9 protein-coding genes and 1 pseudogene are annotated in these 14,343 nt (G+C 64.1%); 3 read left to right on the plus strand and 7 right to left on the minus strand.

What is annotated here, in order from left to right; translation table 11 throughout:
• Positions 1 to 115 precede the first annotated feature (115 nt).
• The 3 genes from cysT to ACL02S_RS10975 form a co-directional block, all read right to left on the minus strand.
• Entirely contained in the window at positions 116 to 910 is a 795-nt protein-coding gene (cysT, locus tag ACL02S_RS10965) for a sulfate ABC transporter permease subunit CysT (protein WP_412802258.1), read from the minus strand.
• A 134-nt stretch (positions 911 to 1,044) separates the two neighbouring features.
• Complete coding sequence (locus ACL02S_RS10970; protein WP_412802259.1) at positions 1,045 to 2,091, minus strand: sulfate ABC transporter substrate-binding protein; 1,047 nt, start codon at positions 2,089 to 2,091, stop codon at positions 1,045 to 1,047.
• 192 nt (positions 2,092 to 2,283) lie between these two features.
• Positions 2,284 to 2,373, minus strand: a complete 90-nt coding sequence (locus tag ACL02S_RS10975; RefSeq protein ID WP_312038717.1) for an Ms4533A family Cys-rich leader peptide — start codon at positions 2,371 to 2,373, stop codon at positions 2,284 to 2,286.
• A gap of 67 nt (positions 2,374 to 2,440) precedes the next feature.
• Here ACL02S_RS10975 and ACL02S_RS10980 point away from each other — a divergent pair, with 67 nt between their 5' ends.
• Positions 2,441 to 3,496 carry a M48 family metallopeptidase gene (locus ACL02S_RS10980; RefSeq protein ID WP_412802260.1) on the plus strand — a complete coding sequence of 352 codons (1,056 nt, stop codon included), beginning with the start codon at positions 2,441 to 2,443 and terminating at the stop codon, positions 3,494 to 3,496.
• Positions 3,497 to 3,584: 88 nt separating this feature from the next.
• Here ACL02S_RS10980 and ACL02S_RS10985 read toward each other — a convergent pair whose 3' ends face one another.
• Positions 3,585 to 3,896, minus strand: coding sequence for a hypothetical protein (locus ACL02S_RS10985; protein ID WP_412802261.1), 312 nt, complete (start codon positions 3,894 to 3,896; stop codon positions 3,585 to 3,587).
• Between the two features lie 103 nt (positions 3,897 to 3,999).
• Here ACL02S_RS10985 and ACL02S_RS10990 point away from each other — a divergent pair.
• Positions 4,000 to 5,967 (plus strand): annotated as a pseudogene (locus tag ACL02S_RS10990) (glycoside hydrolase family 15 protein); the annotation flags it as partial.
• A gap of 101 nt (positions 5,968 to 6,068) precedes the next feature.
• Here ACL02S_RS10990 and ACL02S_RS10995 read toward each other — a convergent pair.
• From ACL02S_RS10995 to lepA, 3 genes are all read right to left on the minus strand, one after another.
• The gene (locus ACL02S_RS10995; protein ID WP_412802262.1) at positions 6,069 to 7,874 is read right to left on the minus strand and encodes a P-loop NTPase family protein; all 1,806 of its coding nucleotides are present in this window, start codon (positions 7,872 to 7,874) and stop codon (positions 6,069 to 6,071) included.
• Between the two features lie 79 nt (positions 7,875 to 7,953).
• On the minus strand, positions 7,954 to 10,233 hold the full coding sequence (locus ACL02S_RS11000; RefSeq protein ID WP_412802263.1) for a hypothetical protein: 2,280 nt from the start codon (positions 10,231 to 10,233) through the stop codon (positions 7,954 to 7,956).
• Positions 10,234 to 10,755: 522 nt separating this feature from the next.
• Positions 10,756 to 12,657, minus strand: a complete 1,902-nt coding sequence (gene lepA / locus ACL02S_RS11005; RefSeq protein WP_412802264.1) for a translation elongation factor 4 — start codon at positions 12,655 to 12,657, stop codon at positions 10,756 to 10,758.
• A gap of 830 nt (positions 12,658 to 13,487) precedes the next feature.
• On the opposite strand from lepA, the gene ACL02S_RS11010 reads away from it, so the two are divergent.
• Entirely contained in the window at positions 13,488 to 14,042 is a 555-nt protein-coding gene (locus ACL02S_RS11010) for a type II toxin-antitoxin system PemK/MazF family toxin (RefSeq protein ID WP_412802265.1), read from the plus strand.
• The last annotated feature ends 301 nt before the right edge of the window (positions 14,043 to 14,343 follow it).

Consider the following 14,343-nt stretch of genomic DNA (forward strand, 5'->3'; position numbering starts at 1 on the left):
TTCCCGCACCCCAGCGACCCGACGAACGCTACGCGATCATGCTTCATCGGGTCGCGCTCTGCCCTGCGGGAGTTCCCGCACCCCAGCGACCCGACGAACGCTACGCGATTATGTTTCATCGGGTCGCTTGCTCCTTACGCGCGGTACGTTCGGTGAGCAGTCGCAGAACGAGCAGCGTCGCGAAGGCGATGCCGAACAGCACGACCGATACCGCCGCCGCGTTCACAGGCCGATCGATCTCGATCTGCTTCTGGATGTATTGGGAGGCCACCTCGGTTTTGTGTGGAATCGCGCCGCCGATCAGCACCACCGACCCGTACTCACCGATCGCGCGCGCGAAGGCGAGCCCGCCACCGCTGATGATCGCGGGAGTGAGCGCGGGAAGCACGATCCGCCGGAAGGTGGTCCAGTTGTTCGCGCCGAGAGAAAGCGCGGCCTGTTCGACCTCACGGTCGGCCTCGATCAGTACCGGCTGCACCGAGCGCACCACGAACGGCAAGGTGACAAACGCCAGTGCCACCATCAGGCCAGGCTGGGTAGCGCTGAGATGGATGCCGACCGGGCTCTGCGGACCGTACAGCGAGAGCAGCACGATGCTGGCCACGATCGTCGGCAACGCGAACGGCAGATCGATCAAGGTATTGACGATGCCTTTGCCAGGAAATTCGTCACGAACCAGCACCCAGGCGATCACCGTGCCCATCACGACATTGATCAGCGCCACCACCACCGAGACGAACACGGTGACGCGCAACGAGGCCAGTGCCGCGGGCGCGGTGACGGCGTCGAGGAAACCGGACCAGCCGTTCTCGAAGCTGGTCACGGTGAGCGCGGCCAATGGCAGCAGCACGATGATGCTCAGCCACAGCACCGCGGTGGCGATACCGAGCGGACCTACCGACCCGCTCATCCGCAGCCACGACAAGCTTCGGCGACCGGTCCTACGGTTGATATCTGAGACGCCGGAGTCGTCTGTCGATACAGATCCGGCGTTACGGCGGTCGATCACAGTCTTCCAGTATCCGGGGTAATGGGGATCATCTGTCACCTGGTCGCTTCGTCGTATACCAGCGCGATGGAACCACTGCCCTGGGCGAACAGTTCCTCGTCCACAGTCTTCCAGCCGCCGAGGTCAGCGATCGTCCACAGCTGCCGTTGGGCCGGGAAGTCCTCGGCATAATCGGCGGCGATCTGTGGATCGACCGGCCGGAAACCGGCCTCGGCCCAGGCCCGCTGTCCCTCGGGAGTGAACAGGAAATCGCGGAAGGCGACGGCTTTCTCCGGGTTCCTGCTGTTCTTCGGCACCGCCACCGGGTTCTCGATCTTGAAGGTGACCGGCGGGACGATATGTTCGATCGGCTCCCCCTTGCGCTCGGCGAAGATCGCCTCGTTCTCGTAACTCAGCAGCACATCACCGGTACCCTGCAGAAATGCCTCGGTTGCCTCGCGACCGGATTTGGGTTGCACCCGCATGTGGTCGGCAGAGATCAACTGCCTCAGATAGTCGAGACCCGCCTGCGGATTCTTGCCACCGTCGCTCTTCGCCGCGTACGGCGCGAGCAGATTCCATTTGGCCGATCCGGAGCTGAACGGGTTCGGGGTGACCACCTCGATGCCAGGCTTCAGCAGATCATCCCAATCCTCGATCCCCTTCGGGTTGCCCTTGCGCACCACGATCGCGACCACCGAACCGAACGGAACCCCCTTGGTGGCATCGGCGTTCCAGCTCGGGTCGACCAGACCCGCGTCGACGAGACGGGTGATATCGGGCTCGACCGAGAAGTTGACGATATCGGCCTCGGCGCCGTCTTTCACCTTGCGGGACTGGTCACCGGAAGCACCGTAGGAGGACCGGATCTGCACGTCCGCCCCCTGCTCGGTCTGGTTGAACTCGGCGATCACCTTGTCGAAGCCAGGCTTCGGTACGGCGAAGGCGTAGAGATTCACGGTGCCACCGCTGCCGTCGACGCTACTGCCCCCGACCGAATCGCTGGCTCCGCCGCCACATGCGGTCAGCACCATCGCCGCGAGCACGGTAAGGGCGACAACGCCGCGGCGGCGGCGCAGTGCGAGCCGAGATGTGCGAGCCATCGGGGTGGACCTTTCGTGCGGACCGCCACGTCCGATAATTCTTCGGTGGCAGCGACAATGAACGTTGATCAGCAGACCTGGCGATAGGACATGCGATAACAGAGCAGCGTATCGGCCCCGGAGAAGACCGCGTCCCTCCGCTGCGCAGGCGCGAGCCCGCGGGGACAAGACACGGACGTGCCCGGTCACCGATCAACGACAGTAGATGTCCGCGACCGCGAGATCACCGACAGCGATCAACGCCAGCTCATGGCGGACCTGCGGGACGGCGCTCGAAGACACGGGCAGACTGTAGCAGAGCCGACGGCGGAGTCCGAATCGAAGAGTTCCAGGAAGAGGGGGTAATCCCATGACCGTAAGCCCGGATCGCGTCCGCGCGCAGTTTCCCGGTATCAGCACCCGTGCATGGGAACACCCCGCCGACCGCACCGCCCTGGTCACCTTGCGGTCGCTGACAGGGTTCGACGTCGTACTGCGGACACTGTCGAGCCTGCTCCAGGAACGTCAACACCGGTTGTTGTACCTGGCCACCGCGGTCAGGGTGGATGAACGCCAGTTCCGTACGCTGCACCAGTTGCGGGACGACTGTGTGCACATCCTGGACGCACCGACCACGCCTGAGCTGTTCGTACTGCAGAACCCGCAAGTGAATGCCTTCACCATCGGTATGGATCAGCCTTTCATCGTGCTGACCACAGGACTGATCGATCTCATGGATACCGAGGAGCTGCGTTTCGTGCTCGGCCACGAGCTGGGGCACGCGCTGTCCGGACATGCGGTATATCGGACGATGCTGATGCATCTGCTGCGGCTCACCGCGAGCGTCGGATGGATGCCGGTAGGCGGGTGGGCGTTGCGTGCCATTGTCGCGGCGTTGATGGAGTGGAGTCGCAAGTCCGAGCTGTCGGGTGACCGCGCGGGACTGCTATGCGGACAAGATGTCGAAGCCTCGGTACGAGTGCATATGAAGATGGCGGGCGGCGCCTGGGTCGAGCAGATGAATCATGGAGCGTTCCTGGCCCAGGCCGACGATTACGAGCGTTCCGGAGATCTGCGCGACGGGGTGCTCAAACTGCTCAATCTCGAATTACAGAGCCACCCGTTCTCGGTGCTGCGCGCGGCCGAGCTGCGGCGCTGGATCCACAGCGGTGATTACGACCGCATACTCTCTGGCAGCTATCCACACCGTGACCAGGACCAGGGCACCAGGATCACCGACGAGATGAAAGAAGCCGCCCGCACCTACCGCGCGAATTTCGATCAGTCCGAGGATCCGCTCATCCGGACAGTGCGCACCCTGGGCCGGGATGTCGGCGCGGCGGCGAGCACGGTCGCCCATGAGGTCGGCGATACCGTCTCGAAGATCGGCAAACGACTCACCGGCCGACGGACCGGAACACAGTGAGCGCACCCGGCTCAGCGGGTGAGCAACCAGGCGATGACGACGAGCACGAGCAGGGCGATCAGCGCGAGCTGGACTCGGGAACGAGGCATCACCGGACTCCGCTCTGTACCGGTCGGCGCTGTACCGGACCACGGTCGTCGGCCACCCGCTCCGGCTCGAGCTCCGTCATCTCGAACCGGATATGCGCGGTGTCCACGGAGTGACTGTGATCACCGAGGACACGATCGCCCAGACCACGATCACGCAGACGCAGTACGGCACGCAGGACTCGGTCGAGCCCATAGGCAATGGCGAAGCTGATCGGAACCATACCGACGAGGACCACCAGGAACTGCGGAATGAACGGCAGTCCCGCGACCCACAGCTCGAAGCCGTCCCACCATCCTGCTATCTGATGCACGGGTCCAGCCTAGTAGGCCCGAGAACCAGTGCCGTCACACCATGCGGGCGATCACGGCGACCGGCGAGTGGACTATGGGCCTACCCGGTCCGAAGATGGGAGTATGGCGTCCTCCGCTGACTTTTTCACCGACACTCCCGAGAGCCTGGCCGCATCGAGCCTGACCGAACCGCAGCGCAACGGGGCCTACCCCCCGATCGATGACTACGCGTTTCTGTCCGACTGTGAGACCACCTGCCTGATCGCCAGTAATGGCTCGGTGGAGTGGATGTGTGTGCCACGGCCGGATTCACCGAGTGTTTTCGGCGCGATCCTGGATCGCAGCGCCGGTCACTTCCGGATCGGACCCTATGGGGTCAACGTGCCCGCCGCTCGCCGCTACCTGCCAGGGGGGATGATTCTCGAGACCACCTGGCAGACCCAAACCGGCTGGCTGATCGTGCGTGACGCACTGGTACTCGGACAGTGGCACAACAACGACCAACGCAGTAAGACGCACCGGCGTACCCCGATGGACTGGGATGCCGAACACCTGTTGCTGCGCACAGTGAAATGCGTGAACGGGACCGTGGAACTCGAAATGAGCTGCGAACCCGCGTTCGACTACCACCGGGCCACCGCCCACTGGGAGTACACCGGCAAGGTGTACGAGGAAGCCACCGCGATCCGTAGTGACGATCCGAGTTCGGGTCCGTCCCTGGTGCTCACCACGAATCTGCGCCTCGGCCTCGAAGGCAGGGAAGCTCGCGCCCGCACCAGGATGGAGGAGGGCGACCAGGTCTTCGTCGCACTCACCTGGTCGGAACTGCCCGCACCGCGCACCTTCGACGAAGCCTCGCAGAAGATGTGGCAGACCACCGAATGCTGGCGCCAATGGATCACGCTGGGTAAATTCCCGGACCATCCGTGGCGCGCCTATTTGCAGCGCAGCGCCCTCACACTCAAAGGACTCACCTACGCGCCCACCGGGGCGCTGATGGCCGCCGCGACCACGTCACTACCGGAAACCCGTGGTGGTGAACGCAATTGGGACTATCGATACACCTGGGTACGGGACGCCAGTTTCGCTCTGTGGGGTCTGTACACGCTCGGTCTCGACCGTGAGGCCGACGACTTCTTCGCCTTCCTCAACGATGCGACCAATAGCGGAGACGGCGAACCCGCTCCGCTGCAAGTGCTCTACGGCATCGGCGGCGAACGAGAGCTCACCGAAAGCGTTCTCGACCATCTCGGCGGCTACGACAACGCACGACCGGTACGGATCGGCAACAACGCCTACAACCAGGACCAGCACGATATCTGGGGCACCATGCTTGACGCGGTGTACTTACACGTGAAGTCACGGCAACAGGTACCGGAAACATTGTGGCCACTGCTGGTCCGCCAAGTACACGCGGCCATCGAACATTGGCGAGAACCCGACCGTGGCATCTGGGAGGTGCGCGGTGAGCCACAACACTTCACATCGTCCAAGGTGATGTGCTGGGTGGCGCTCGACCGCGGCGCGAAACTCGCCGAACTACACGGCCAGTTCGACCACGCCACCGAATGGATGGCGATCGCGGAGGAGATCAAGGCCGATGTCCTGGCCAACGCGGTGAACTCCAAGGGCGTGTTCACCCAGGTCTACGGGGGCGATACGCTGGACGCCTCGCTGCTGCTCATGGTCCTGACTCGCTTCCTGCCGCCGAACGATCATCGAATACGCGCTACAGTGCTGGCCATCGCCGATGAGCTCACCGAAAACGGCCTGGTACTGCGGTATCGGACCGAAACAACGGACGATGGCTTGATCGGCACCGAGGGCGCGTTCACCATCTGCTCGTTCTGGCTGGTCTCCGCGCTGGTCGAAATCGGCGAACTCCAGCGCGCCTTGCATATGTGCGAACGGTTGCTCGGCTTCGCCAGCCCACTGCGGTTGTTCGCCGAGGAGATCGATCCACACACCGGTCGCCACCTCGGCAACTTCCCACAGGCATTCACCCATCTCGCCCTGATCAATGCTGTGATGCACGTGATAAGGGCGGAGGATCTCCGGCGTGCGGGCCAGTTCCAGCCCGCGCATACGCCCGCGGGCCAGTTCCAGCCCGCGTATCCCGCCGCGAGCCAGGTCCCATCGACGCGCCAGGCACAAGAGTCTCCGGGTGAGCGGGGCGGCGAATCGGAAAGCGGCTAGATCAGTGTCGCGGCGCGTTCACGCAACGACCGCAGGCGGACAGCGCGTTGCTCGATATCGGCTATCCGGCGATTGCGCCGTTCATCGGAGTACACCACACCGGCCTCCTCCGCGGTACGCAGCATCGCATCGAGCGAGCGATGCATATCGTTCGCGACCTGGGTGAAGTGATCGCGCTGCGCCCGCTGCACCGCGCGCAACCGAGTGCGCGATTCCCTGCTGACCTGAAAGAGCACATCATCCATGAGCCGTGTGACCGCGACCTTGGCCTCGGCTTGGCGGCGATTCTTCGAGGCCTTGCGCTCATCCCAGAGCGCACTGGCGCCAAGCAGTACGCCCGCTGTCACCGAATACCAGTTCACCAGCGACATATGCAACATGCTCGTGACGAGCCCGACCATCAGGATGCCGCCATAAGATCCACGCAAGGCACTGAGGAAATGAGCGAGAGCCGTGGACTTCGCGCTGGCCAACGGCTCCAGCGGCACGACAGCGTCCAGCACATCGCCAGGTTTGGCCAGCCGCAGCTCGGCTAGCTGTGGGCTCCGCTGATCGGCGGGGAACAGCGCAGCCACCTGTTCGGACAGCTCGACCGACCGGTAGTACGCCATCTCGAAGTTCTGTTCGACCGCCTCGCAGATCCGCGCATCCAGATCGGCGCCGAACTCCTTCCACTTGGGCGCCGGATCGGTCTCGGCTATCTCGGCTTCGGCGTCGCGAGTCAGGCTACGTAACCGATGGCGCAGATCATGTTCGATATCCGCCATCTGCTCGGTACCGCCATCCGCCAGGGCGACCTGCCAGTTCGCGGTACGCTGCCGGAGCTGGTCGGCCTCATCGCGGGCGCGGGCGAGCTGATCGACGATCTCGGTCCTGCGACGTGGATCACGCAGGACCTCGGCCTCGGAGCGCAGCGCCGAGGCGAGATGGTCACAGACCAGATTGATATCCCCGACCGCTGCCTCCAGCGTCACCGCGTCGGCACGGGCGATCACATAATCACGCAGGTGATCGATCAGTTGCGGCACTCCGGATTCGATATCGTCCTGATAGACATCACCCCGCATCCCGGCCTGCCGATACAGCTGTGCGGACACCGGTGCCACCGCGAAACCGAGCCCCGCCGCGTCGAGTAGTTCCCGATCGCGCTGCTGTATATGCGACCAATGCGGAAAAAGATCGATCTTGTTCAGCACACAGACCACCGTCGGACACATCCGCTGGATATGCTGCAATTCAGCGATCTGCTCCATGGTCAATTCGGCGCCGGCATCGGCGACATAGAGCACGGCGTCGGCCGCGGCCACCATCGACCACATGGTGCGGTTGCCACCCGGGGCGCCTGGTGCGTCCATGACCACGACACCGCTGGCGAGCAATGAGCTCGGCTGGGTGAATTCGGCGCGGATCACACCTCGAGCGGCCAGAGTCGGACCGGCATCGAGCGGGTCGACCGGTCGGCGTTCGATACGGCCGTACTCGGTCCGGCACACCAGTGTCGCGGTCGGCTCAGGGCCGTATTCGACGATCACCGGAACACTCGCATCGCTGTTCGTCGCGCTGACCGAGGCGTGGACCAGGCTGTTGACCAATGTGCTCATGCCGTTTTTCGGCTGACCGACAACCACAAGCCGCAGCCTGGGATCACTGACTCTGGCACGAGCCATGCTCAACCGGCTGCCGAGGTCATCGCGCCCCACGAATTGAGCTATTTCCCGCAACTCGTCGAGTATGTGGATGAGCGGGGCCATCGTGTCCGGATGCTTCACAGTCGCGGCCTTCAGCCCGGCAGCGGCAGACAACCCGCCTCCTTTTACTCTCGATCGATGTACTCGCGGACACCCCGCGATCGGCCTCCCCCTTGCCGCCCTGCCATATCAGCTATATCAGCGATATGTCCGACGCACCGGAAAAGGTATGCGGAGTAGTTCCAGGTATGAACGGTTCCGGCAGCAGCCCGCTCGAGTGCCCCATGGTAAGCGGTGCCGAAATCCCTTGTGGGCTGTGATCGATCCCCTGTGCCTCGGTCGGCATCCGAGCCGGAGTCGGGAACGGAGTGATATCGGCCACCATGGGCGTGGGGTACGGATCGGAGGCGGGCGCACTGTAGGAGGGCGGCGCAACCGGTTGGTCCGGTGCGGAGAACACCGGTGCGGATGACGGGGCCGCGGAAGGCACGGCGGCGGACGGTAGATCGGATACCGTCTGCTGAGTGTGCGGAACTCCCGCACCCGCACTCGGAACGCCGGTATCAGGGCCTGATGCAGACGCATCGTCGCCGAGATCGGATGTCGAGATGCGCGTCGACGGCTGATCCTGGGTGCTCGGCACACTCGGGGGCTCGATACTCGTCACATCAGGGGGCGAGGGCTGCGTGACCGTCACGCTCGGGGTGTCGATACTCGTCACATCCGGAGTAGGAGTACCGGTGGCGCCGCCGGGTGACACCGTAGGGGTCGCGGTGACATCGCCGGCCCCTGTACCGGGAACCGGCGAAGTGGTCGCCGTGGCTGGAGCACTTGGCGTCGACGTGGTCACGGTGGTCGCCGAGGGCGAACCGGTCGTCGAAGGCGAACCGGTCACCGAGGTCGAAGGCGAACCGGTCACCGACGTCGAAGGCGAACCGGTCACCGACGTGGAACCGGTCGTCGAAGGCGAACTCGACGTCGAGGGCGAATCCGTCACCGATGTCGAACCAGTCACTGTCGTCGGGATAGTTGCCGTCGGTGTCAGGATCACTGCCCCACCTGTCACCGTCGGATCCGCTGCCGTTGTGGTTACAGATGAGCCGGTCGAATGGGATGACGGCGGGTCGGTCGGCGTTGGCTTCACCGCTGGCGTCGGCCGTGCCGCGTCGAACAATGCGGGAACAGCTGCGGCTGGTGCGGTCAGCACCGACGGCCCTTCTGGAGCCGCGAGCACATTGGCTATCGGCGTCGTGGCGGCATCGGGCTGGATAGTGGTCTGCAACGGAGTGGCCGCGACCACCGGCGGGGGCGCGACAGCTGGAGCCGCGACAACCGCCGGACCTGCCGCGGCAACCGTGGGGGCAGGGGCAGCAGGCGCAGTGCCGATCGGCGCCGAAGAAGGCGCCGTACCACCCGGCACCGACGAAGGCGCCGTACCACCCGGCACCGACGAAGACGGCACACCACCCGGCACCGACGAAGACGGTGCAGTCGACGTACTCGCGGCCGGTCCCCTCAACTCACCGGGCGAACCAGGGTTGTTCTGCCCCGGCATCTGCGCTACATCGATCACAGGATCCGTGCCGGACGGTATCCGGATGTTGTCACCCAGCCAGTGGGCGTATTCGTCGAGTTGATCACCGACTCGGCCCACCCCGAATTCGACTTTCATCTCCGACTCGAGATAGATCCCGTCCAGGCCGATCCCGAAATCGACCGACCACTGAGTACCGACGAACACTCCGAGATGCTCGCCGCCCTCGCCGACGCCATCGAACAGATCCCCCGCCGACGCCGTCGTCGTACCGAGCCCGTTACTTCCCGGCAGGTCGAAGACGGTGGAACCGGGGGCGACGAATCCGTACGGACCGGGCAGGCCGAACCCGTGCCCCTCCGGGCCGAGTCCATGGCCGGGCAAGCCGAACCCTGGCACCTCCGGATCACCTGCGGATTCGGTGCCCGCACCGGGTATCGAAAGTTCGCTCGGCACAGTCCCTCCTACCCCAGGAAGCCCGAACCCAACTCCGGAACCGCCGGGTACGCCACCGGCCGAGTAGCCATACAGTGTCAAATCCGCATCGGTTCCGCCGTACCCACCATCGAGCGTCGGCAGTGTCATCCCCGCGGACTCGGTGCCGATATCCGGCACCGAGTCCGAATGCGATGCCTGGACATCAGCGGCAGCCGAAGAGAACTGCGCCGGCTCGGCCACCGGATCCGGGAAGGAGACCACCGGGCTCGGCTGATCGGGATCGGGATCGGGGTTGTACGCCCATCCAGCGTTCCAGCTATCGAGCCGGGATTCACCGGGTTGCGCGGGAACACCGCCACCATTGGCCGCTACCAGGGCGCCACCGGTGACGTAGGCGCCCGCCCGCGCGACCCGTGCGACGCCGGTGGCCACACGATAGGCGGTGTCACCCGCGCGCTCGTCCCCTTCGGTGTCGTCGGCGAAGGGCAGATCACGCGTCATCAGAGCTCCACTCTCGGGTTGTCCGGCATCCCACGCCGGTTCGATCGAGTGCAGATCCCCCAGCGGTTTCTCGGGAAAACTCGGCTTTCACATACTTCTGGACTGTAGAGAATCCTGCTGCGCCGAGCAACACAACTCTCTCATGCCAATTATGAGATGGAAAGCTCTATTCCTATCGGCTTTCCAGACCGAAAGAGCCTTCCAGCCTGCAACGATCGGAAACAGCCCAGCTGAAGTCGATAAGCATCGGGTCGAATGAGCGAAAACTAAAGACTGACTGAGAGTTACCGGTGAAGCACCGCAGAACCGGCCTCCTGCCGACGAATCGGACGACCTACGCATTCGACGGAAGCGGCACGAAGATGCCCACGTTCCCATCACGTTCATGCCGGGCTCGGCATACCAGGCTGTCACCGGACAGACAACACCGGCACACCGAAATACTTTCCGGCACTGCCGGACTCGACGAGAGCGCGGCGGAGGCACCGAGCCGCCGCGCACCTCCACGGCAGGCCCGCGACCCTACTTCTTATCCTTCGGCTTGTCCGCGGCCGCGTCGGAGGACAGTGCGGCCACGAAGGCTTCCTGCGGAACATCCACGCGGCCGATCGTCTTCATCCGCTTCTTGCCTTCCTTCTGCTTCTCCAGCAGTTTGCGCTTACGGCTGATGTCACCGCCGTAGCACTTCGCGAGCACATCTTTCCGAATGGCCCTGATGTTCTCCCTCGCGATGATCTTGGAACCTATCGCGGCCTGGATCGGCACCTCGAATTGCTGGCGCGGAATCAGCTCGCGCAACTTGGTGGTCATCTTGTGGCCGTAAGCCTGGGCCGCGTCCTTGTGCACAATCGCACTGAACGCGTCCACTGCCTCGCCCTGCAGCAAGATATCCACCTTCACCAGCTGCGACTCCTGCTCACCCGACTCCTCGTAGTCGAGACTGGCGTAACCGCGGGTACGCGATTTCAGCGAGTCGAAGAAATCGAAGATGATCTCTGCCATCGGCAGGGTGTAGCGCAGCTCGACCCGGGACTCCGAGAGGTAGTCCATCCCACCGAGTTCACCGCGACGGGCCTGGCACAGCTCCATGATCGAACCGATGTACTCACTCGGCGAGATGATGGTGCACTTCACAACCGGCTCGTAGACCGTGCGGACCTTACCCTCCGGCCAGTACGAGGGATTGGTGACAACATGCTCGACACCGTCTTCCATCTCCACTCGGTACACCACATTCGGCGCGGTAGAGATGAGATCGAGGCCGAACTCACGCTGGAGTCGCTCTCGGGTGATCTCCATATGCAACAAGCCGAGGAAACCGCAGCGGAAACCGAAGCCGAGTGCCACGGAGGTTTCCGGTGTGTAGGTCAACGCGGCATCGTTGAGCTGCAACTTCTCCAAGGCATCCCGGAGATCCGGATAGTCGGAACCGTCTACGGGATAGAGGCCGGAGTAGACCATCGGACGCGGTTCGCGGTACCCGGTGAGCGGCTCGGCCGCGCCACCACGCGCACTGGTCACGGTGTCGCCGACCTTGGACTGACGCACGTCCTTCACACCGGTGATGAGATAGCCGACCTCGCCGACCCCCAAGCCCTGGGTCGGTTTGGGCTCAGGCGAGACGATGCCGATCTCCAGCAACTCATGGGTCGCGCCGGTGGACATCATCTTGATCTTCTCGCGCGGAGTCAGTGTGCCGTCCACCACACGGACATAAGTGACCACACCGCGATAGGTGTCGTAGACCGAGTCGAAGATCATCGCACGGGCGGGCGCGTCGGCGACGCCGACCGGCGGCGGCACCTGGTCGATCACTCGGTCGAGCAGATCGGCCACTCCCTCGCCGGTCTTACCGGAGACACGCAGCACCTCCGAAGGCTCGCAACCGACGATATGCGCCAGTTCAGCGGCATAACGCTCCGGATCCGCGGCGGGCAGATCGATCTTGTTCAGCACCGGGATGATGGTCAGATCCTTGTCCAGCGCCAAGTACAGGTTGGCCAGCGTCTGCGCCTCGATGCCCTGCGCGGCGTCCACCAGCAGAATCGCGCCCTCACACGCCTCCAGCGCGCGCGAGACTTCGTAGGTGAAGTCCACGTGACCGGGCGTATCGATGAGATGCAGGACGAAATCGGTGCCCGTGTTCTCCCCCGATCGGGGTTTCCAGGGCAGTCGCACATTCTGGGCCTTGATCGTGATACCGCGTTCCCGCTCGATATCCATTCGGTCCAGATACTGAGCGCGCATCTGCCGCTCCTCGACAACACCGGTCAGTTGCAGCATCCGGTCGGCCAGCGTCGACTTACCGTGGTCGATGTGCGCGATGATGCAGAAGTTCCGGATCCGAGCGGGATCGGTGAACGTCGTGTCTGCGAAGCTGGCGGGCACTCCACTCCTCATGGTTATCGGCGAACTGCCATCCATCGTCCCATGACCAGTACCGTGCTTGTGTGTTGGATGGCAGTGCCTGATTGGCAGCGCCTGCGGCGCTGCGTGTTCACGGCCCCTTCAGGGCTTGTGTCCGAGTGGGCGAGACTCGCGACTGCGTCGCATGCGCTTCGCCCACTCGGACACAAGCCGGGCCGTGAACGGTGCTCGTAAGACTCGCACCCGACGGGGCTGGGGGCTACTGAGAGGCCGAGGGCTGCTGAGCCGATCGAGGTCTCCGGCATCGAGCGGCACTTGTACCCGACCAGGCCCTGAGCGCTCCTTCTACCGCTTTCTTCCAGAAATCGACTTCTTCTCCCGCCTGAACTCGGGAGATTCCTGGGTTCACACCCGGGGTTTCCTGTTTCACCGACAGTCGCCTCCCCGCATCAACTGCGGGGCAGACTCACACCATCTCCGCAGGCAAGCACCGCCAGCCGACGGCTTCTATGCTCTTCGCGGCAATCACGTACCTGCAGGAAGCACCGACAATCCCGGTGCGACGCCCCTACTCTTCGGCTGCTCCGAAACGGAACACACCACGAACATGACTCGCCCGGGTACTCCGACCAGTTGCCCCCTCGGCGAAACCAGGTCGCCGGGAGCACCTACCAACCGGATGAACCCCTGTACACCGGACACCCCACCGCTGCCTCCCTGGCACGAACTCGACCGCTGACCGAGATCGGTATCCGAACGAACCGGGGCACTCCGATGGACTGCCGGTCCAGGTGGGAGAGCGGGTACCGGCCGAATCGCGGTGGCACCGGCTACGCGATGACTCCGGAGCGGATGAGAAGCGGCGGGTACCCCATTATCCTCCAGAGATGGCCCGAAGTTGGAACTCACTCGGCAAGCAGATCGGTCTCATCGCGAAGGAGCAGGGGCCGAAGATCGTCAAGCAGCAAGGGCCGCGGCTGGTCGAGCGGCTGGTGAGCACTCTGGCGCAGCGCCGCGCATCCAATGGCATCGCGGTACGCCCCGCCGCGTCGAGGCCGGTCCCGACAGCCGAGCGGGCCCGGCAGGTCGTGTACGCACCACACCTGGACGGCCGCGCCGATCCCGGCGAGATCGTCTGGACTTGGGTGCCGTTCGAGGAGGATCCCGGCAACGGCAAGGACCGCCCGGTGCTCGTGGTCGGGCGGGATCGTCATACGCTGCTCGGTCTGATGCTGTCGTCCAATCCGGCCCGCGCGCACGACCACAATTGGATCGGCATCGGCAGCGGGTCCTGGGACCACGAGGGACGACCGAGCTGGGTTCGACTCGACCGGGTGCTCGACGTCCCGGAAGAGGGCATCCGCCGCGAAGGCGCGATCCTGGCACGCAAGACATTCGACTCGATAGCCCATCGGCTCTGTACGGAATACTCCTGGTACTGAGCGCCACCGCGAGGCGGACGGCCAGCCGAAGGACTCATACGGAAGGCGACTCGTAGCAACGCTCCGAAAGTACACAGGCAACGGGCCGTCGCTGACAGACCAGACCACCCGACCCCGTCGGGTGCGAGCCGAACGTCTACACCGACTCCATCAAGTAGACGCGTGACGGATCAAACCACCCAGCCCCATCGGACACGAGCCGAACGTCTACACCAACTCCATCAAGTAGACGAGTGACGGATCAAACCACCCAGCCCCATCGGGTGCGAGTCTTACGAGCACCGTTCACGGCCCGGCTTGT

The sequence above is a fragment of the Nocardia spongicola genome (assembly GCF_047200775.1).
Lineage (GTDB): Bacteria > Actinomycetota > Actinomycetes > Mycobacteriales > Mycobacteriaceae > Nocardia.

Coding starts and splice junctions, on each gene's coding strand:
- ACL02S_RS10970 (WP_412802259.1), bottom strand. CDS start 2,091: ATGGCTCGCACATCTCGGCTCGCACTGCGCCGCCGCCGCGGCGTTGTC.
- lepA (WP_412802264.1), bottom strand. CDS start 12,657: ATGGATGGCAGTTCGCCGATAACCATGAGGAGTGGAGTGCCCGCCAGC.
- ACL02S_RS11010 (WP_412802265.1), top strand. CDS start 13,488: ATGGCCCGAAGTTGGAACTCACTCGGCAAGCAGATCGGTCTCATCGCG.
- cysT (WP_412802258.1), bottom strand. CDS start 910: ATGAGCGGGTCGGTAGGTCCGCTCGGTATCGCCACCGCGGTGCTGTGG.
- ACL02S_RS10980 (WP_412802260.1), top strand. CDS start 2,441: ATGACCGTAAGCCCGGATCGCGTCCGCGCGCAGTTTCCCGGTATCAGC.
- ACL02S_RS11000 (WP_412802263.1), bottom strand. CDS start 10,233: ATGACGCGTGATCTGCCCTTCGCCGACGACACCGAAGGGGACGAGCGC.